We start from the raw sequence: 19,496 nt of genomic DNA, 5'->3' as shown, positions 1-19,496 counted from the left end.
GTCCATCGCCGCGAAAGTGGTTGACACCCGTTCCGCCGGTGGAGAAGGTGGGGTGATGACGCCCACAGCGACCACGTCGCTCTCCCGCCTCGCCTACGAGACCCTCGAGCCCTTCCACATTCTCGCGTACTTCAACCCGGGACTCGGCCCCGCACAAGAGGACACCGGTCTCGACGGCCACGCCTTCTACGTGGGCGCACGCGGAGCTCCCCTCGGCCCCTGCGCCGCCCCGGTCGTCTCCGCCGCGTTCTACAACTTCAACCCCGACCTGGTCGCCAAGTCCTGGCACGCCGCGGTCGACGCAGGCCTCGACCGAGTCCACGAACGTCGCAACGCGATGCTGGATGACTCCCTGCGGCAGATCCTCGGCGATTCCGCCGACGACGCCCTCCTCGACGAACTCGCCTCCGGGTACACCCGGCTCGCCGCGGACCTTCCGCTCGGCGGTCGTCCCCTCGCTGCGGCGTGGGCGTCGGCGCCGATCCCGGAGACACCGCGCCTGAGGTTGTGGCAGGCGACCGCTGTACTGCGGGAGTGGCGGGGCGACAACCACATCGCCGCCCTCGTCCTGCACGGACTCAACGGCTTCGATGCGGCGGTCTTCCACGAGGCCCAGCTGCCCGGCCCGACGGTCAAACGCAAGGTCATGGGCAAGCGCGTCGTGCTGCTCACGCGTGGCTACACCGAACAGGACTGGGAGGACAGCATCGACCGACTGGCGGAGGCGGGCCTGGCCGAACGGACCGAGGACGGCCATCGACTCACGGCACAGGGTGCCGCGGTGTACGACGACATCGAGGCGACCACCGACGCCGCGGGCGAGTCGCTGTGGTCGGGCAACTCCGAGTTGCTCGAACGGACCCGTCCGATCGTGAAGGCCGTGCTCGATGCCGGCGTCCTGCCCGGAACGAGGCGCAAGTGAGCAATCACAACGAAGACGTCCGCGAGATCGAGAACCTCAAGTACCGCTACCTGAGGGCACTCGACACCAAGGACTGGAAGACGTTCGCGTCGACGCTCACCGAGGATGTGACCGGCAACTACGGTGCGAGCCTGTCCTTCGCCAACCGGGACGAGCTCGTGGGGTACATGGAGGCCAACGTCGGTCCGGCGGTCATCACCGAGCACCGCGTGAACCACCCCGAGATCGAGGTCTCCGGCGACACCGCCCGCGGCCGTTGGTATCTGCAGGACCGCGTGATCGTCGCCGAGTTCTCGTTCATGCTGATCGGAGCCGCCTTCTACGAGGACACCTACCGCCGGACCGAGGACGGCTGGCGCATCAGCGCCACCGGTTACGACCGCACCTACGAGGCCACCATCGGACTGGCCGATCTGCCGAGCTTCAAGCTCGAGGTCGGTCCCGCGGTGCACCTCTGAGGACACCCGACATGTCCGGCCGCGTCTTCCCCGACCGAATCGCGGCGGGACGTGCCCTCGGCGCCCGGGTCGCGGAGGTCCTGCGGTCCCGGGAGGACACCCACGGGGCCAGGCCGGTGGTCATCGGCCTGGCGCGCGGCGGGGTGCCCGTGGCCCGTGAGGTCGCCGATGCGACGGGCGGCGACCTCGACGCCCTCGTCGTACGCAAGATCGGCGCACCGGGACACGAGGAGTTCGCGATGGGCGCCCTGACCGCCGGCCATCTCGTGGTCAACGACGACATACCCCGCCGGTTGGGCGTCTCGCGTGCCGAGTTCGACGCGGTAGCCGACCGGGAACGTCGCATCCTGCACAACCGCGAGGAGCTCTATCGCGGCGGACGGCCACCGGTCGAGGTCGAGGACCGGGTCGTGGTGTTGGTCGACGACGGTCTCGCCACCGACTCGACGATGGCGGTGGCCATCGACGCGATGGATGCCGCCGGTGCCGCACGGTTGATCGTGGCCGTACCCACGGCACCGTCGGATTCGGTCGGCCGCCTCATCGATCGGGGCGTCGACGACGTCGTCGTACTGACCACCCCGGAACCGTTCGAGGCGGTCGGACTCTCCTACGACGACTTCAGTCAGATCGACGACGAAGAGGTGATCGAGTGCCTGGAGCGCGATCACCGTCCTTGAGCAACAGCTTGGCGATGCCCTCACGGTCGGTGACGTCGAGTTTGGTGGACGCACGGTAGATGTGCCCCTCGACGGTGCGCACCGAAACGGTGAGCCGCTCCGCGATCTCCTTGTTGGACAGGCCTGCCGCAACGAGATTCGCGACCTCGCGTTCACGTGAGGTCAACGGGAGCGGTTGTGCGGCGGTGATGAGCGCGGGCGTGCGCAGACCGCCGCATTCCGAGGCGAGTCGGTTGGCCACCGCCGCCGAGGCAACGGTCGCCGACCTGCTGCCCGCCGAATCATGCAGCACACTCGCCTGCGCGGCGGCGTCGGCCGCCGACAACCGAACGCCCAGTGACTCGAAATCGGCTGAGCACAGGTCGAGTTCGACGGCGTCACCGGCAGCGAGCGCGATGGCGTGCCGGGCGTACAGCGGTGCCAGTGGGCCGTCGACGAGTCCGGCGAGTTCGGTGAGTCGCTGGGCGACGGTGGCGTCACCGAACCTGGCCGCCGAGTGCAGCGCCTCCGCCTCGATGGCAAGTTGTTCTGTCTCCCTTGTCTCTTCGGCGGTTCGACGGAGAAGCGCGACGGCCGGCGTGATGGTGCCGGCGGCCGCCGACTGCCAGGCCTGCGCAATGGCCAGCATCGGACCGAAGATCGCGACGTGCCTGCCGTACCGGGCCCTCGCCTTCTCCAGCACCTCGGCGGCACGGTCGACCTGACCGAGTGCACTCAGTGCCTGGATCAAGAAGATGTGGGCCGGGAAGTTCCAGGACTCCGAGAACTCACCGCTGTCGAGGGTGGCGAGGGTCTGCTCCATCCGCCGGGTCACCGAGACGCATGCGCCGCGCGAGAGTTCCACGGCGGCAACGAGAATCTCCGACATGGCCCAACCCAGGTACTGCGCGGTCTGGGCGGCCGTCAGGAAGCGCCCGGCGGCAGTGTCCGCGTCGTCGAGCCGGCCGGTCAGCGTGAGGGCGAGGATCTCGCCGAAACCCGTCGGGAACCGGAGGAGTCCGTCGACCTCCACCTCACGCGAGTGCGCGGCCAGGGCCTCCACCTCGTTCCCGCGGCCTGCGACTGCTCGCGCGAGAGAACCACCGAACACGGCCCACTCGATCGCCCACGGAAGTTTGCGCTTCTCGGCGAAGACACTGTCCGACAACGTGATCGCCTCACCGATCCGGTTCTCGAACAGCGCGCAGGCCGAGGCGATGCCGGTGACGATGGGCACGAGCGCGGGCTGCATGTCCCGCTTGCGCAGCATCTGCAGGATCTCACCGGCACGGTCGGCGTCGCCCAGGGCCCAGAACGCGTTGCCGATCCGCAGATTCCCCCAGAGCAGGAGTTGCGCCTCGTCCAGATCGTCCGGGGAGAACCGCGACAGGATCTCCTCGGCCTCGTCGGGATGGCCCTGCCACATCCGGGCGCGTGCGAGCAGTTCGGCGACGTCGACCCCGGCGCCCTCGACGAGGGCCGCCCGCGCGAACCGTTCACCGAGTGAGGTCTGCGCGAGTTTGAGGGCGTCGCTCGCCGCGGTGCGAACGAGCGACAGATCGATCTCGACGTCGCTCTCGATCGCGAGGTCGGCGAGCCTGATCCGCTCGGCGGGCGTGTCGGTGGGGCGGGATCGCAGCGCCTCGACGAGGTTGCCGCGGAGTCGTCGGGACGACACCATCCCGAGTCTGCGGCGGATCACCTCGCCGAACAGCGGGTGGTGGAAGGCGACATTCAACCGGCGGCCGTCGCGCGTGATGCGGACGAGGCCGGCGATCTCGGCCTCCTCCACGGCCTCCTCGCCGGCGAGTTCGGCGAGCACGTCGATGTCGAGCGGTTCACACAGGCTCAGGTACTTGAGCGCGCTGAGGACCGACGCATCGAGTTGTTCGATCCGCCCCTCGAGCAGCGATGCGAGTTCGGAGGTGATGGCCGCGCGGCCGCGCAACTGCCAGACCCCGTTGACCTGTCGCAAGGTGTTCGCTTGGCGGGCGCCGTCCACGAGATGCCGCAGGAACAGGGCGTTTCCACCCGATGCCTCCCACATCAGGGAGGCCGAATGCTCTTCGAGCTGCCCACCGAGGACGGATTCGATCAGCTCGACGCTCTGCTCTTTGGTGAACGGCGACAGCGTGATCCGGGTGAGGTGATTGTCCTTCCACAGGGAGGTGACGGCGTCCGGCACCGCCTCCCCGCTCCGGACGGTCGCCACGATGTGCACCGCACGGTCGATCGCGAGCTGATGAAGCAGGGTGGCCGACAACTCGTCGAGCAGATGCGCGTCGTCGACTCCGATGACGACATCACCGTCGGCGAGCAGAGATTCCCGGGCGGCCGCCAGATAAGTGACCGGATCGCTCGACGTCGCCGGACCGACCAGGTGGGCGAAGACCCCCAACGGAATCGATCGTGCCGACTCGGTCCCGGCCACCCAGCGCACGCCGGTCGGCAGTTCGGCGGTGACATGCCGGGCGAGGGTCGTCTTGCCCACCCCCGAATCGCCGGTGAGCACGACCCCGCATCCGTTCGTCTTTCCACTGAGTGCGGCGAGGATCGTGCGGAACTCACGCTCACGCTCGACCATCGGCCAATTTGTGGACATACCACTGAATTTTAGTCCGCGGCGGCCTTCGGCGGGCTGCGCGAAGGATCGTCAATCGTCATTCGGCCGCCGAATCGCACCTCTCTCGGCGGCCGTTCCGGGTCACAGGACGTATGAGCAGATCCGCAAACTACGCATCCCGGGCACTGGTCACGACAATTGCGATCGTCAAGAGGATCGCGGTGACCACCGCGAAGTACGCCAAAGAGCCGTAGGCGTTCCAGTGGAAGGTGGGGTCGCCGCCGGACAAGAAGTTCCAGCCGTTGAGGAACGGCAGGAACGGCGTGATGTTCTCGCCGATACGCGGGAGCACCGACAGGATGCGTTCGAGCGCGAACATCCATCCCAGCACGATCGCCACCGCTCCGGCGGAATGCCGTACGAGAGCACCCACCGAGAGCCCGATCAGTGCGCACAGCATCGCGAAAACCGGCGTGCCCCAGAGCTGTCGTATCGTGTCCGGACCACCGAGCGCGATGCCGTTACCGGTGAGCGCCTGCCCCAGAACGACACCGAGGAGCCCCACGATCGCGGCCACCACGAAGGTGAGTCCACCGAACACGACGGTCTTCGCGAGGATCACGAGGGGCCGTCGGGCTACTGCGGCGAAGGTCGGCCGGATGGTGCCGAACCGGTATTCGGTGGTCACGCCCAGGACGGCCATGATCGCGAAGACCGCGGCCCCGAACTGGTTGACGCCGACCAGGTAGTCGATGGTCCGGGTGTCTACCGACGCCGAGTCGGCGTAACCGCCCGACAGCAGCCAACCGAGCAGGACCGCAACGCCGATGCCGAACAGGACCACCATCGCGAGGCACCAGTACGGGGCACGGGTGCTCGACAGCTTGATGCGTTCGGCGTCAACCGCCGCGAGCGCCTGGCCGATCATCGCCGGCTCCCTTCCGGGGTGCCCGGACCGGATTCGACGGACCGGAAGCCGTCGCCACCGTGATAGTCGACGGCGTGGGCGGTCATAGACATGAACACCTCCTCCAGCGAGGCCGATTCGGCGGCGAGCTCGTGCAGCGTCACGCCGGCCGCGGCGGCGATGTCCCCGACGCGGTCGGTCGTCGTGTCGGGTACCCGCATCACCGGCCGCCCGTGGGCGTCGGGTGCACCGGGCGCCGGCGCGAGGCCGGCCTTCGCCAGTGCGGTGTGCAGCTTCTCGAGTTCGGGTCCGCGCACCCGCACCGATTGCCGGGCCCGGCCGGTGAACTCACCGACCGAGCAGTCGGCGATGAGACGCCCACGACCGATGACGACGAGATGGTCTGCCGTCAGCGACATCTCGGTCAGCAGATGGCTGGAGACGAGTACGGTGCGGCCTTCGGCGGCCAACTGCCGCATGAAGCCCCGAATCCACACGATGCCCTCGGGATCGAGCCCGTTGACCGGTTCGTCGAACAACAGGGTGTGCGGGTCGCCGAGCAGCGCACCCGCGAGTCCGAGCCGCTGCGACATACCGAGCGAGAACCCACCGGCACGCTTCCGGGCCACCGACGCCAGGCCGACGATCTCGAGCACCTCGTCCACCCGGGACTTCGGAATCCGATTGCTCGCGGCGAGCCAACGCAGATGCGAACGCGCACTCCGATTGGGGTGGACCCAGTGTGCGTCGAGCAGCGCACCGACCTGGCGCAGCGGATGGTCGAGATCGCAGTACGGCACGTCGTCGATGGTCGCGGTCCCCGACGTCGGACGGTCGAGTCCGAGCATCATGCGCATCGTCGTCGACTTACCAGCACCGTTGGGCCCCAGGAAGCCGGTGACCCGCCCCGGCCCCACCTCGAAGGTGAGGTTGTCGACCGCGCGCTGACTCCCGAAGTCCTTCGTCAGATTCGTTACCCGCAACACGAGTCGACCATAGCCGCCGACCGGGGGTGCGCCGGGTGGTTGCGACACACCGGGCCCTCGAGGCTCGTCGCTTGCGCTCCCCGCACCTCAGGCAGCAAAGGGCGGGTCGGGCAGCAGGCAGTTGCGTGGGATCAGCCCCGCTCCGGCGTCGGCGACGATGCCCGCGCCCAGAACCGTTTCGGGATGCGACCCGCCCGTGCGGCGAGTCGTCCGGCGATCACCGCATGCCGCATCGCGGTCGCCATTCGCTCCGGATTCTCCGCACGGGTGACGGCGGTCGCGAGAAGCACTCCGTCGCAACCGAGTTCCATCGCACAAGCGGCGTCGCTGGCGGTGCCGATACCGGCGTCGAGGATCACCGGGAGGGGATCGTCGAAGGCCGTGGAACAGTGGTCGATGATCATCTCGATGTTGTGCGGGTTGAGGATTCCGAGTCCGGTCCCGATCGGTGAGCCGAGTGGCATGACCGCGGCGACGCCGAGGTCGGCGAGTCGCGCAGCGAGGACCGGGTCGTCGTTGGTGTAGGCGAGCACGACGAATCCGTCCGCCACCAATGCGGCTGCGGCGTCGACGAGTTCGACGGCATCCGGCATCAGGGTGCGTTCATCGGCCACCACCTCGAGCTTCACCCAGTTCGTCTCGAACGCCTCGCGGGCCAACTGCGCGGTGAGCACCGCCTCGGCGGTGGTGTGGCATCCGGCGGTGTTGGGCAGGACCGCGATGTCCAGGCGGCGCAGCAGGTCGAACACCCCCGTCCCCGACGCGGCGTCGACGCGACGCACGGCGACGGTCGTGAGTTCGGTACCCGACGCGACGAGTGCACGCTCGAGGGACGCGAGATTCGTCGCGCCACCGGTTCCGGTGATGAGGCGGGAGGAGAACTCGCGGCCGGCGATCCGAAGCGGGTCTGCCTCGGAAACGTCTGCGCCGTCGATGATGCCGGACTCAGCCACCTTGCACCGCCGTCACGATCTCCACTACGGCTCCCGAGGTCATCGTGTGTTCCGACCATCGTCCTCGCGGTACGACTGCGCCGTCGACGGCCACCGCGATCCCGCGGTCAGGCAGTCCGAGGCGGGTGACGACATCCTTCACCGACTCGTCGTCGCCCACGTCGAGGTTCTCTCCGTTCACGGTGATGGTCACGCGGATGCTCCTTCCAGAATCCCGAGCACCCTGTCCGCCGTGCCCGGTGCGAGAACGATGCCGTTGCGGCCGTGGCCGGTCGCGACCACTGTACGGTCGTCGATCCGCTCCACGATCGGCAGTCCGTCGGCGGTGCACGGCCGTAGTCCGGCGCCCGCCTCGGTCAGTTCGTAGGTGCGCAGTCCCGGCATGACCTCGATCGCGTCGGCGAGCAGATCGGCGACGCCACCTGCCTGCGGAGTGCGGTCGCCGAAGTCACCGGCCTCGTATTGCGTTGCGCCGACCACGATCCCGTCCTCGCGCGGGACCAGGTAGACCGCCCGGCCGTGGAGCCGGGCCCGGACCACGTGCCCGGGCGGCGGAACCGACCACCGTGTCCGACGCAAGCGGAGGATCTCCCCCTTGGCCGCGTGGAGGGGCACCTCGGGAAGCAGTGCCGCCGTGGCGAGTCCGGCGGCGAGGAGGATCTGATCTCGCGGGCCGGCCTGTTCGCGGACGTCGGCGAGGCTCTCCACCCGTGCATCCATGAACCGCACCCCGACCGCGGCCCCGGCGCTGCGCAGGGTCGCCAGCAGCCGTCGGTTGTCGATCGACCACTCCCCGACCGCCCGGTAGCCGCCGACGAGCCGCGAACTCAACGACGGCTCCAGGGAACGGATCTCACGACCCGTCACCGTGCTGAGCGTGGCGTCGGTGCGCGGCTGATTGGCCCAGACGAAATCGGCGAGATGGCGCAGGTACTCGGCGTCGGCTGCCGAACCGGCGACGAACAGGGAGTCGGTGGCCGTCACGATCGCGGGGTCGTCGAGCCGCTTCACCAGCGTCGGCCAGCGCCGCACCGATTCGACCGACAGCGCGAGCGCGGCCTCCTCCCCCGGATGTCCCTCGCCCAGCGAGCCGAGCATCCCGCCCGCAACCCATGAGGCCCGCTCGTCGTGACCGGCGTCGACGACGAACACCTGCCAGCCGGCGTCGGCGGCGGCGAGCGCACAGGTCAGACCGATCACGCCACCGCCGACGACGGTGAGCGCACGGTCGAGTCGTGCTGGGGTGTTGCTCAAGCCAGATCACCTTCCTTCGCCGGAATGACCCGGATCAGGTTCGACGGTCTGCGGAGGGGTCCGCACTCTCAGCCCGCCTGCCCGGGCTCCCGTGTGTTCTCGCGGTCCACCCTACGCCCGGCCGGTCGACGCAGGGCTAGCCTGGTCGCCGTGACGACTGCTTCCGAATCGCGCCGCCGCCTTGATTCCGCCCGGCTCTATCTGTGCACCGACGCGCGACGCGAGCGCGGCGACCTGCTCGACTTCGTCGGCTCCGCCCTCGCCGGCGGCGTCGACATCGTGCAGCTACGCGACAAGGGGTCGGCGGGCGAGAAGAAGTTCGGCACGCTCGAGGCCCGTGAGGAGCTCGAGATCCTCGCCGCGCTGCGGGGCGTCGTCGACGCCCATGGCGCGTTGCTGGCGGTCAACGACCGCGCGGACATCGCCGCTCTCTCGGGCGCCGACGTCCTCCACGTCGGACAGGGCGACCTGCCGCCGGAGGTGGCGCGCCGGATCGTCGGCCCCGACACGATCATCGGGGCGTCCACCCACGACCGCGAGCAGGCCGCGGCCGCAACCGCCGACCCCGACGTCGACTACTTCTGCGTCGGCCCGTGCTGGACCACGCCCACCAAGCCTGGTCGCAGTGCTGCCGGCCTCGACCTGGTGACGACGACCGCCGGCGCCGCGCCCGGCAAGCCGTGGTTCGCCATCGGCGGCATCGACGCCCCGCGGGTGCCGGAGGTGACCGCCGCAGGTGCCCGCCGGATCGTCGTGGTGCGGGCGATCACCGCCGCCACCGATCCCGCTGCCGCGGCCGCCGACCTCCTCGGCCGGTGGTAGCCCAGGGGTGGTCCTCAGGGTCGGTTGTCAGAGTGGACTGCCGAGGCGGAATCCGTTTGCCTGATCCGGACACCGCGGTCTAGCCTGGACCGATCATGATGTGCATCAAGAGCGCGCTCGTAACCCGCCGCAGCGGGGTCTGATTCTGACCGACCCCCCGCTGCGGGTCGGTTGCACGCTCTTGTCGGTCATCCGTTCTTCGACCGAAATCGGCTTTCGAGATGCACCTTCTTCATCTGCCTCACCCATCCTTCTCACGACACAGGCACACGACCGCGCCGTCGGGAGATCCCATCACCGAACACTTCGGCCGTCCGCTGCCCGCGGGTATGCGCGAGGAGGCCATCGGGATGAGCTGGCAACACTTCACCGACGAGTACGCGGGCAACGGAGCCATCCGGCTCGGATCGTGGTCGGTCGCACCGGCGCGGCAGGACCTCGTCGAATGCCGCGCGACCATCGCGATCGCCGATCGCCTCATGTCGTGCAGCGCTGTCGCCGCCGGACCGCTCGGCGCGATGACGTCGATCCTGTACGACCTCGGCGCACCCGTTCAGATCCTGCGGCTGCACCAGCGCGAGGTCGACGGGGCGATCGCCACGTTCCTGCTGTGTGAGAACAACGGTCGGCAGGCGTGGGCCTTCGGCGAGGGCAGGACCGGGGACGAGGCGAACATCGCCGCGCTGATCTCCGGCGCCAACCGGCTGCTCAGCCCCTAACCCTGCGGGTCGAGTGCGGCGATCCGCTCGCGCAGGGTGGGCCAGGCCCGGCCGAACGCCGGATGCAGCGGGAGTTGATCGACGTGCTGTTCTTCGACCCAGCGCAGTTCCGTCGACTCGAAGTTGGCGACCGTGCGGACCGGCGCATCGGTCTCGGCGATGACCGTCGTGTAGGTCCAGCCGCCCGGTGACTCGTGAGTGACGACGGCGGCGACGACACGCAGGTCGGCGCTGTCGATGCCGGCTTCCTCCTCGGCTTCCCGCATCGCGGTGTCGATGGCGCCCTCGTGGGAGTCGCGCGCACCGCCGGGCAGGGCCCAGGTGCCGCCCTGGTGCGACCACGCGGCGCGATGCTGGAGCAGAACGCCGGTCGCGCCGTCGGTCAGCGGCGCCCGGAGCAGCAGACCCGCCGCGCCGTGAACACCCCAATACCGTGAACCGTCGGGATCGATCAGCCAGCCGTCGCCGTCTCCGCGCACCACGCCTCCTTGCCGCCCGACGAGCCGATCGCCGGATTTCCTCCACCGTAAGTGAGACACGCGCGACCTGCCAGGGCGATCACGAACCCGTCGGCGTGGCGACGGCGATGCCCGGAGGAACCCTCCCCGATGGCATAGGCTGAAACACGCACGACCCGGTGAGCGATGACCCTGATGAGTCATTTCTTCTTACAGGTCGCGGGAGCCGGAACGGGGACCGGCGACCGAGCGGCCACACCGGAGACGATCCAGCGTTCGAGAAGGGGATCAGCTAGGTGACCGGCGATGCGTCCTCCGTGCGGACGGCACTCACCCGTGGCGGTCGCATGATCCGTCCCGCCCAGTCGTCGCCGCCGATCCGCCAGGTCCTCGCCGATCGTCGAGAGCTCGTCGCCACGGCCCGCGAGCGTGCGCAGTCACCGTTCCAAACGCTGCGGCATTACTCGGTCACCACGCCGGGCAAGCTGATCATCATCTGCGTCATCCTCTTCCTCGGCTGCGTGACCACCGGCCTGTACGCCTCGACCGTGCTCGAAGACCGCACCCAGACCCTGCAGCGCCTGATCGATCGCACCGAACCGCTCGCCGAGGCCGCGCAGGTTCTCTACAGCTCCCTGTCGATCGCCGACGCGTCCGCGAACGCCGCGTTCATCTCGGGCGGCCTGGAGACGCCGGAGCTGCGGCAACGCTACTCCGACGCGCTGGCGACGGCAGCGTCGTCGTTGATTCTCGCGACCGGAACCTCGAGCGAACCGGGACCGGGGATGACGGAGGACGCCACCGAGCGGGCCCTGTCGTCGGACCTCGACACCCTGTCGACGTCGATCCCGGTCTACAGCGGGCTCATCGAGACGGCCCGTACCAACAACCGGTTGGGCAATCCAGTCGGGTCGGCGTACCTGGGCCAGGCGTCGTCGTTGATGCAGGACAAGATCCTGCCGGCCGCCCAGCGCCTCTACGAGCGACGTTCGATGGCGATCGCCGATCCGCAGCATTCGCTGACCCGCCCGCCGTGGACGGTCTACATCCCCCTGCTGCTGCTGCTCACGGCCATGGTGCTGACGTCCCGCTACCTGGCACGCAGGACCCGCCGCCGATTCAACATCGGACTGGTCGCCGCGATCGGCGCGCTCTTCCTGGGGACGGTGTGGCTGCTCGCGTCCGGCCTGATGTCGGTCGCCGCGACCAGCAACGCCCGGACCGACGGCGCCGACCCGCTCCGCGAACTCACCGCCGCGCGCATCCTGACCCAGCAGGCGCGATCGGCCGAGACCCTGTCCCTCATCCGCCGCGGCGATCAGGGTGGGCTGGAACGCACCTTCGCCGCGACGACCGCCAAGATCGGCGGCATCGTCGACGACGTCCGCACATCCAAGGAGACCGGATCGGTGTCGGCGGAGCAGCTCGACACGGTGAGCTCGGCGCTGGCGGAGTGGAGACGCACCGATGCCGGCGTCCGGCGGTACATCCAGACCGGCAACTTCGACCGCGCCCGGCAACTCACCGTCGGGGACGGGCTGAACAGCTCGGCCCGCGCGTATACAGCCGTGGACAGTGCACTCGTCGACGCGATCACCACCGCGCGAACGTCGTTCCGCGACGACATCAACACCGCTCAGCGCGTACTCGGCTTCACCGGGACCGGGATACTCCTGCTCGCGGTCCTCGCCGCCGTCGCGATCGTCGGCGGACTCGTCCCCCGAATACGGGAGTACCGATGACCCGCCCCCGATTCCATCTGTCCGGCCCCGCCCGCTCGCGGCGACCGCTGGTCGTTGCGGTCCTCCTGCTCGTGGCTCTGGTCGCCACGGGCTGTGTCCGGTTTCCCGCCCCGGACGCACCGCCTCCGACCGCGACCGCCGGACCGCTGGTGTTGCCCGGCGTCCAGACCGACGTGCCGGTCGAGCCGCCGCCGAGTTCGGAGGCGTGCAACGCGACCCTCACCCTGCGCCCACCCGCCCAGATGCCGGCGCCCGGACGCATGCCGCCGAACTCGACGATGGCCGGCATCTTCGAACGCGGGCGGCTCATCGTCGGACTCGACATCGGGTCCAACCTGTTCAGCTTCCGGGACCCCATCTCCGGCGACATCGAGGGCTTCGACGTCGACATCGCCCGCGAGATCGCGGGTGCGATCTTCGGCGACCCGAACCGCGTCGAATTCCAGGTGCTCAGCTCCGCGCAACGCATCGACGCGTTGCGGGACAAGACCGTCGACGTCGTCATCAAGACGATGAGCATCACCTGCGACCGCCTCCGCGACATCTCGTTCTCGGCCCCGTATTACGTGGCGTCGCAACGTATCCTGTCGTTCCGTAACTCGAACATCGTCGGACCGTCCCAGCTCGCCGACAAGCGGGTCTGCGCCGCACGCGGCACCACCTCGATCGGCCGGATGCAGTCCATCCAGCCGCGGGTGCGGATCGTCAGCACCACCACCTGGGCCGACTGCCTCGTGCTCATGCAGCAGGGTCAGGTCGACGCGGTCACCAGCGACGACGCCATCCTCGCCGGGCTCGCCGCGCAGGACCCGTGGGTCCGGGTCGTCGGCCCCAGCCTCGGTGAGGAGTTCTACGGCGTGGGCATCCCGAAGGGCGAGGACGACATGGTCCGCTTCGTCAACGGGGTCCTCGAACGCGCCCGCGCGACCGGGCGCTGGCAACAGATCCGCGATCGCTGGCTCACCATCCTCGACAGTGGATTCGGCGCTCCGCAGCCGTACTACCGGGACTGATGCCCATGGACTACGCCGGCGAACCATCCCAGGCAGACCCTCACGGACCCGAGGGTCCGGACGCACCCACCCCCGACACCCCGGAGGAGGTCGGTACCCAGCGCGTCTCGCTCGCCGACCTGATGGGTGACGACGCGACGGACACCGACCGGCACACCACCGACGACCACACGACCGACGTCCGTTCCCCCGACGAGGGCACCACCGACCAGGTCGTCGAAGTCGGCACGCAGAAGGTCGATCTCGACGCACTCATGGCCGAGGGCGACAACACCGCCGACGACACCACCAGACCCCGCGCGGTGACCGACCCCGAGGTCGGAACACAGGCGGCCGCACCCGCATTCACCGTCGGCATCGCGCCGCAGGATCGCTTCGACGGCCGGACCGACCGGGTCGTCCGTACCCGGGCGACACCGGAACCGGATTCGGGTCCGCTCGGGCGGCGACTCGTCCCACGGCGTCGCCCGCCGGTCCACGAGCGCCGTCTGGGCAGCGGCCTGGTCGAGATGCCGAAGATCACCGACATCGAACCCGAGGACGCGGTCATCGACGATCCGGTGATCGCCGAGGGCAAGCGATTCTGTTGGCGCTGCGGCAAACCCGTCGGGCGACTCGAGGGCGAAGGCGAGGGCCCACCCACCGGCGACTGCGCCAACTGCGGTGCGCGGTACTCGTTCGTGCCGGGACTCGCCCAGGGGACACTGGTCGCGGACCAGTACGAGATCGCCGGCGCCATCGCCCACGGCGGCCTCGGATGGATCTACCTGGCCATCGACCGCAACGTCAGCGACCGGCCCGTCGTTCTGAAAGGCCTTCTGAATTCCTCTGATTCGGAGGCCCAACGCGTCGCCGTGGCCGAGCGGCAGTTCCTCGCGTCGGTGAACCATCCGGGCATCGTCAAGATCTACAACTTCGTCGAACACATCAGCGACGACGGTGAGCGTTTCGGTTACATCGTCATGGAGTACATCGGCGGTCAGACGCTCAAACAGATCACCTCGGGCGACCCGGAGAAGTCGCTGCTGTCGGTCGAACAAGGCCTCGCCTACATCCTCGAGGTGTTGCTGGCCGTCGGCTATCTCCACTCGGTGGGCCTGGTCTACAACGACGTCAAACCCGAGAACATCATGGTCGGCAGCGACGAGGTCAAGCTGATCGACCTCGGGGCGGTCTCACCGATCAACGGTTACGGACATCTCTACGGCACACCGGGTTTCCAGGCCCCCGAGATCGTCAAGACCGGGCCCCAGGTGGCCACCGACATCTACAGCGTCGGACGCACCCTCGCGGTGCTGACCGTGCCGATGGAGATGCGCAACGGCCGCTACGTCGACGGTCTGCCGGCCCCCGACGAGACTGCCGTCTTCCGCGACAATCCGTCGTTCTACCTTCTGCTGCAACGTGCCACCGCCCCCGATCCGGCCGACCGGTTCGCCTCCGCGGAGGAGATGAGCACCCAGGTGCTCAACGTGCTGCGCGAGACGGTCGCCGTACACACCGGCGTCCCCCGGCCCTCGCTGTCCACGGTCTTCACCCCGCAGCGGTCGACGTTCGGCACCGACCTGATGCTCGCCCCGGTCGACGGCTTCTTCGACCCCGACCAGGCCGCGTTCTACGATCCGGTCGACATCGCCACCGCACTCCCCCTGCCCCTGGTGAATCCGCTGGATCCGGCCGCGAGCCTGTTGACGTCGGCGGCCCTGTCGGACCCGCGGCAGACTCTCGACTCGATCAACACCGCACGCGCCGAAGGGTTCGCGTCGCTGTTCGGCGGCCGGCCGGTGAAGAACGCCCATCCGTCGCTGGAGATCGACCTGGCCGAGGCGCGCGCCCACCTGCAGCTCGACGACGTCGACACCGCTCTGGCGCTGCTCCGCGATGTCCGTGAGCACCACGGTGATTCGTGGCGGGTGGAGTGGTACATGGGCATCTGCGCGCTGATGAACGACGAGCCCGAGTTGGCCTACGAACGCTTCGACGAGGTGCTGGGCGCGATGCCCGGCGAGGTGGCGCCGAAACTCGCGGTCGCCGGGACCGCCGAACTGATCGGACGCTGGCTCGCCGACGAGAACGGGTCGTCGAAGTCGGCCGACAAGATCTCCCGGCTCTACGATGTCGCGCAACACCACTATCACGACCTGTGGCTCACCGATCACAGCATCGTGACCGCCGCCTTCGGGCTGGCCCGCCTCGCCGTGGCGGCCGGCGACTACGACGGCGCGATCCGCCCCCTCGACGAAGTGCCCGCCACCAGTAGGCATTTCAACACCGCCCGGGCGACGGCGATCATCGCCCTGGTACACGGCCGGCCCACCTCGCAGGTCACCCGCAACCAGATCGTCGAGGCCGCACGACGACTCGAACAGATCCCCGACACCGAACCCCGCAAGTCGCGGATGCTGCTGATCGTGCTCGGCACCGCGCTCGGCTGGATCCACGACAACCCCGAGGAAGAGGATTCGGACAAGGAACCCTCCACCCTGCTCGGCTTCCCCTTCACCGAGTACGGAATCCGCACCGGCACCGAAAGATCCCTGCGCCAGCTCGCACGTCAGACCCGCAACAACCGCGAACACCGGTTCATGCTGGTCGATCTCGCGAACTATGTGCGGCCGAACACGCTGTTCTAGGGCTGCCCGCCGGCCGAGTCCGCGACAAGCGCCGCCGACTGCCGCGCGATGGCGAGCTCCTCGTTCGTCGGGACCACCAGGACCTCGACCGCACTGTCGTCGGCGGAGATCCGACGCGCCGAGCGGCCGGCGGCGGCGTTGCGGTCCGGGTCGAGGACGATCCCGAATCGCTGCAGCCCCTCGAGCGCATCCGCCCGGACGCGGGCCGAGTTCTCGCCGACGCCGGCGGTGAAGGTGATCGCGTCGAGCTTGGCGAGCCCGAAGGTGTACGCGCCGAGGTAGTGCCGCAGCCGGTGGATATAGACGTCGTAGGCGCGCCGGGCGTCCTCGTCACCGGCGGCGACCAGTGCGGTGATGGAACGGAAGTCGTTCTCGCCGCACAGGCCTCGAAGTCCCGACCGCTGGTTGAGCAGGGTGTCGATCTCATCGACGGACAGATGGGCCACGCGGTTGAGGTGCAGCACCAGGCCGGGATCGATGTCGCCGCTGCGGGTTCCCATGACCAGCCCCTCCAGCGGGGTCATGCCCATACTGGTGTCGACGGGTTGTCCGCCCGAGATGGCCGACGCCGACGCGCCGTTGCCGAGGTGCAGCACGATCTGGTCCAGGCCGGCGGGGTCCTTCCCGAGAAACTCGGCGACGCGGCCCGACACGTACTCGTGGCTGGTGCCGTGGAATCCGTACCGCCGGATGGCATGTTCGGCCGCCACCGCGCGGTCGATCGCGTAGGTCGCGGCCGCCGGGGGCAGGCCGTGGAAGAAGGCCGTGTCGAACACGGCGACCGACGGCACGTCGGGGAGCAGGGTCCGGGCCGCCTCGATGCCCACCAGGTTGGCCGGATTGTGCAGCGGCGCAAGGGTGGAGATCCGCTTGATCTCCGAGATGACCCAGTCATCGACGAGGGTCGGCTCGTAGAACGACCGGCCTCCGTGCACCACGCGGTGCCCGACCGCGGCGAGCCCGGCGTGCACCAGATCGGTGCCGTTGTCGGCGAAGAACTGTTCGGCCCGCCGAACCGCCGTCAGGTGATCGGGCAGCGGCACCGACTCGGTGACCGTGTCCCCGTTCTGTTCGTGCGTCATCGACGATCCGGCGTCACCGATGCGTTCGGCGATTCCGTCCGCGATGACCGCCCCAGTGTCGGGTTGTACCAGTTGATATTTCAGCGACGAGGAGCCGGCGTTGAAGACCAGGACCGCCCCGGCGGTGTCGGCGCTCAACGCGAGTCTCCGGCGACCGTGTCGGCGTCGACCTGCTGCGCCTGGATCGCGGTGATGGCGACCGTGTTCACGATGTCGGACACCAGCGCGCCACGGCTCAGGTCGTTGATCGGCTTGTTCAGGCCCTGCAGGACCGGACCGATCGCGACGGCACCGGCGCTGCGCTGCACCGCCTTGTAGGTGTTGTTGCCGGTGTTGAGATCCGGGAAGATCAGCACGGTCGCCCGACCGGCGACCGGGGAGCCGGGCATCTTGGTCGCCGCGACCGACGGTTCGACCGCCGCGTCGTATTGGATCGGCCCCTCGACGAGCAGCTCGGGAGCGCGCTTCCGAACGAGTTCTGTTGCGGTCTTGACCTTTTCGACGTCGACACCCGATCCGGACGTCCCGGTGGAGTACGACAGCAGCGCCACGCGCGGGTCGATGCCGAACGCCGCCGACGTCTCCGCCGACGAGATGGCGATGTCGGCGAGCTGTTCGTCCGTGGGATCGGGGACGATCGCGCAGTCACCGTAGGCGAGCACCGTGTCCGCCAGGCACATGAAGAACACGCTCGACACCGTGGAGACGCCCGGCTTGGTCTTGATGATCTCGAAGGCCGGTCGGATGGTGTGGGCGGTCGTGTGAGCCGCTCCCGACACCATCCCGTCGGCGCGCCCGGTGTGCACCATCATGGTGCCGAAGTAGGAGACGTCGAGCATCTTCTCCTGTGCGCGTTCCAGATCCATGCCCTTGTGCTTGCGAAGGTCGGTGTAGATCCGGGCGAACTCGTCCAGGTACTCCGAGGTGACCGGGTTGATGACGGTGGCCTCCGAGAGGTCGAGGCCGAGTTCGATCGCCCTCGCCTGCACGGCTTCCGGGTCGCCGAGCAGTGTGAGGTCGGCGACGCCGCGACGGAGGAGCCTGCTCGCCGCCCGCAGGATGCGATCGTCGCCGCCCTCGGGCAGCACGATGTGCTTGCGCTGTGCCCGCGCCCGGGAGATCAGCCGGTACTCGAACATCTGCGGGGTGACGACCGACGGGACGTCGACGTTGAGGTTGCGCATGACGACGTCGGGATCGACGTAGGTCTCCATCAGCGACAGCGCCGCCTCGATCTTGCGGGCCGATCCGGCGTTGAGCCGGCCCCGGGTGTGGGCCGCGGTCCGCGCGGTGTCGTAGGTGCCGTGCGGGCAACTGATGATCGGCAGCGTCGGCTTGAGCCCGCTCACCAGCGCCTCGATCATCGGGTGCGGTTTGAGTCCACCGTTGAGGATGATGCCCGACAGTCTCGGGAATCCGTGCGCCGTATTGGCATTCACGAGGGCCAGGAGGACGTCGGAGCGGTCGGCAGGGGTGATCACGACCGTGCCGTCGGTGAGGCGTTCCAGGATGTGTTCGACGGTCATGCCGCCCACCATCACCCGCAAGGCCTCGTGGTCGAGGAGTTCCTCGTCACCGCTGTACATGGTGGCGCCGAGCGCCTCTTTGAGTTCGGCCATGGTGGGCGCGAACAGGATCGGCTCCTCGGGCAGACACAGACTCGGTACCCCGGTGCGGCGCAGCGTCGTCCGGATCTCGTCGAGCCGGTCCGGGTCGCAGCGGTTCGCGACAATCGCAATCGGCGTGGCATGGGCCGCGCCGACCTCGGACACCAACCCCGCGGCGAGATCGGCGATCTCGGCGGGAGACCGGTCGTCGGCCTTCAGCGCGATCACCATCGGGGCCGACAGGTTGGCAGCGATGCGGGCATTGAAGCTCAGCTCCGACGGGGTTCCGACGTCGGTGTAGTCCGACCCGACGATCACGACGCGGTCGCAGTGCGTTGCCAGCGCATGGAATCGGGCGACGATCTCGCCGATCGCGGCGTCGGGATCCTCGTGAACCTCCTCGTAGGTCACGCCCAGGCAGTCCTCGTAGGGCACGTCCACCGAGTCGTAGTCGATCAGGAGGTCGAGCAACGGGTCCCGCTTGTCGCCGTTGGCACGGATGATCGGGCGGAAGACGCCGACCCGGCCGCCGGTCGCCGCGAGCAGTGCCAGCAGGCCCAGCGCCACGACGGATTTCCCGGTCTCCCCCTCCGCCGACGCGAGATAGATGCTGGTCGTCGACTCGCCCGCAGCACCTCCATCCCTTGCGGTTCGATCTCCAGCGGCGGGGTCGGTAACGGCAGCGTCGGTGGCCATGCGCCCCAGCATAGTGGCGCCC

At 68.9% G+C, this 19,496-nt stretch carries 17 protein-coding genes and 1 riboswitch; of the genes, 8 read left to right on the top strand and 9 right to left on the bottom strand.

Going from position 1 to position 19,496, the window contains the following annotated elements; all coding sequences use genetic code 11:
- Positions 1 to 55: 55 nt before the first annotated feature.
- The 3 genes from GOALK_RS02230 to GOALK_RS02220 are packed head-to-tail and all read left to right on the top strand — an operon-like array spanning position 56 to position 2,060.
- Entirely contained in the window at positions 56 to 922 is an 867-nt protein-coding gene (locus GOALK_RS02230; protein WP_006357156.1) for an SCO6745 family protein, read from the top strand.
- Entirely contained in the window at positions 919 to 1,380 is a 462-nt protein-coding gene (locus GOALK_RS02225) for a nuclear transport factor 2 family protein (RefSeq protein ID WP_006357155.1), read from the top strand. The genes GOALK_RS02230 and GOALK_RS02225 overlap by 4 nt, the downstream gene beginning before the upstream one ends.
- An 11-nt stretch (positions 1,381 to 1,391) precedes the next feature.
- Positions 1,392 to 2,060: a phosphoribosyltransferase gene (locus tag GOALK_RS02220; RefSeq protein ID WP_006357154.1), complete on the top strand. Its 669-nt coding sequence runs from the start codon at positions 1,392 to 1,394 to the stop codon at positions 2,058 to 2,060.
- Here GOALK_RS02220 and GOALK_RS02215 read toward each other — a convergent pair.
- The 6 genes from GOALK_RS02215 to thiO form a co-directional block, all read right to left on the bottom strand.
- A complete protein-coding gene (locus GOALK_RS02215) occupies positions 2,002 to 4,641 on the bottom strand; it encodes a LuxR C-terminal-related transcriptional regulator (protein WP_040003928.1) in 2,640 nt (879 codons plus the stop codon). The two genes, GOALK_RS02220 and GOALK_RS02215, sit on opposite strands and share 59 nt — an antisense overlap.
- 130 nt (positions 4,642 to 4,771) lie before the next feature.
- On the bottom strand, positions 4,772 to 5,530 hold the full coding sequence (locus GOALK_RS02210; protein WP_006357152.1) for an ABC transporter permease: 759 nt from the start codon (positions 5,528 to 5,530) through the stop codon (positions 4,772 to 4,774).
- Positions 5,527 to 6,495, bottom strand: coding sequence for an ABC transporter ATP-binding protein (locus GOALK_RS02205; RefSeq protein WP_040003940.1), 969 nt, complete (start codon positions 6,493 to 6,495; stop codon positions 5,527 to 5,529). The genes GOALK_RS02210 and GOALK_RS02205 overlap by 4 nt, the downstream gene beginning before the upstream one ends.
- 131 nt (positions 6,496 to 6,626) lie before the next feature.
- Positions 6,627 to 7,448, bottom strand: a complete 822-nt coding sequence (locus GOALK_RS02200; RefSeq protein WP_006357150.1) for a thiazole synthase — start codon at positions 7,446 to 7,448, stop codon at positions 6,627 to 6,629.
- Complete coding sequence (gene thiS, locus GOALK_RS02195) at positions 7,441 to 7,641, bottom strand: sulfur carrier protein ThiS (RefSeq protein ID WP_006357149.1); 201 nt, start codon at positions 7,639 to 7,641, stop codon at positions 7,441 to 7,443. The genes GOALK_RS02200 and thiS overlap by 8 nt, the downstream gene beginning before the upstream one ends.
- The gene (gene thiO / locus GOALK_RS02190) at positions 7,638 to 8,702 is read right to left on the bottom strand and encodes a glycine oxidase ThiO (protein WP_006357148.1); all 1,065 of its coding nucleotides are present in this window, start codon (positions 8,700 to 8,702) and stop codon (positions 7,638 to 7,640) included. Before thiO ends, thiS begins: the two co-directional genes overlap by 4 nt.
- Positions 8,696 to 8,805, bottom strand: a riboswitch (TPP riboswitch). Its footprint overlaps the gene before it by 7 nt.
- Before the next feature lie 47 nt (positions 8,806 to 8,852).
- On the opposite strand from thiO, the gene thiE reads away from it, so the two are divergent.
- Entirely contained in the window at positions 8,853 to 9,524 is a 672-nt protein-coding gene (thiE, locus tag GOALK_RS02185; protein WP_042375129.1) for a thiamine phosphate synthase, read from the top strand.
- A gap of 350 nt (positions 9,525 to 9,874) precedes the next feature.
- On the top strand, positions 9,875 to 10,243 hold the full coding sequence (locus GOALK_RS02180; RefSeq protein ID WP_006357146.1) for a hypothetical protein: 369 nt from the start codon (positions 9,875 to 9,877) through the stop codon (positions 10,241 to 10,243).
- Here GOALK_RS02180 and GOALK_RS02175 read toward each other — a convergent pair.
- A complete protein-coding gene (locus tag GOALK_RS02175; RefSeq protein ID WP_006357145.1) occupies positions 10,240 to 10,722 on the bottom strand; it encodes an NUDIX hydrolase in 483 nt (160 codons plus the stop codon). The two genes, GOALK_RS02180 and GOALK_RS02175, sit on opposite strands and share 4 nt — an antisense overlap.
- 275 nt (positions 10,723 to 10,997) lie before the next feature.
- Here GOALK_RS02175 and GOALK_RS02170 point away from each other — a divergent pair, with 275 nt between their 5' ends.
- The 3 genes from GOALK_RS02170 to GOALK_RS02160 are packed head-to-tail and all read left to right on the top strand — an operon-like array spanning position 10,998 to position 16,089.
- Positions 10,998 to 12,443: a GlnX family signal transduction membrane protein gene (locus GOALK_RS02170; RefSeq protein WP_006357144.1), complete on the top strand. Its 1,446-nt coding sequence runs from the start codon at positions 10,998 to 11,000 to the stop codon at positions 12,441 to 12,443.
- Positions 12,440 to 13,456 (top strand): glutamate ABC transporter substrate-binding protein, encoded by a 1,017-nt coding sequence (locus GOALK_RS02165; protein WP_006357143.1) that lies wholly within the window; start codon positions 12,440 to 12,442, stop codon positions 13,454 to 13,456. The genes GOALK_RS02170 and GOALK_RS02165 overlap by 4 nt, the downstream gene beginning before the upstream one ends.
- On the top strand, positions 13,456 to 16,089 hold the full coding sequence (locus GOALK_RS02160) for a serine/threonine-protein kinase (protein ID WP_006357142.1): 2,634 nt from the start codon (positions 13,456 to 13,458) through the stop codon (positions 16,087 to 16,089). The genes GOALK_RS02165 and GOALK_RS02160 overlap by 1 nt, the downstream gene beginning before the upstream one ends.
- Here the strand turns inward: GOALK_RS02160 and GOALK_RS02155 are convergent.
- Both GOALK_RS02155 and pta read right to left on the bottom strand, forming a co-directional pair.
- The gene (locus GOALK_RS02155; RefSeq protein WP_006357141.1) at positions 16,086 to 17,309 is read right to left on the bottom strand and encodes an acetate kinase; all 1,224 of its coding nucleotides are present in this window, start codon (positions 17,307 to 17,309) and stop codon (positions 16,086 to 16,088) included. The two genes, GOALK_RS02160 and GOALK_RS02155, sit on opposite strands and share 4 nt — an antisense overlap.
- On the bottom strand, positions 17,306 to 19,486 hold the full coding sequence (gene pta / locus GOALK_RS02150) for a phosphate acetyltransferase (RefSeq protein WP_006357140.1): 2,181 nt from the start codon (positions 19,484 to 19,486) through the stop codon (positions 17,306 to 17,308). The genes GOALK_RS02155 and pta overlap by 4 nt, the downstream gene beginning before the upstream one ends.
- Between the last annotated feature and the right edge of the window lie 10 nt (positions 19,487 to 19,496).

This window comes from Gordonia alkanivorans NBRC 16433 (assembly GCF_000225505.1).
GTDB lineage: Bacteria > Actinomycetota > Actinomycetes > Mycobacteriales > Mycobacteriaceae > Gordonia > Gordonia alkanivorans.
Note: the sequence above shows the minus strand (reverse complement) of the source record. Positions and strands in the feature narration are given on the sequence as shown.

Bases quoted from the DNA above. Each gene is read 5' to 3' on its own strand.
- GOALK_RS02165 (WP_006357143.1), top strand. From the start codon at position 12,440: ATGACCCGCCCCCGATTCCATCTGTCCGGCCCCGCCCGCTCGCGGCGA.
- pta (WP_006357140.1), bottom strand. From the start codon at position 19,486: ATGCTGGGGCGCATGGCCACCGACGCTGCCGTTACCGACCCCGCCGCT.
- GOALK_RS02230 (WP_006357156.1), top strand. From the start codon at position 56: ATGACGCCCACAGCGACCACGTCGCTCTCCCGCCTCGCCTACGAGACC.
- GOALK_RS02210 (WP_006357152.1), bottom strand. From the start codon at position 5,530: ATGATCGGCCAGGCGCTCGCGGCGGTTGACGCCGAACGCATCAAGCTG.
- GOALK_RS02180 (WP_006357146.1), top strand. From the start codon at position 9,875: ATGAGCTGGCAACACTTCACCGACGAGTACGCGGGCAACGGAGCCATC.
- GOALK_RS02160 (WP_006357142.1), top strand. From the start codon at position 13,456: ATGCCCATGGACTACGCCGGCGAACCATCCCAGGCAGACCCTCACGGA.
- GOALK_RS02220 (WP_006357154.1), top strand. From the start codon at position 1,392: ATGTCCGGCCGCGTCTTCCCCGACCGAATCGCGGCGGGACGTGCCCTC.
- GOALK_RS02215 (WP_040003928.1), bottom strand. From the start codon at position 4,641: ATGTCCACAAATTGGCCGATGGTCGAGCGTGAGCGTGAGTTCCGCACG.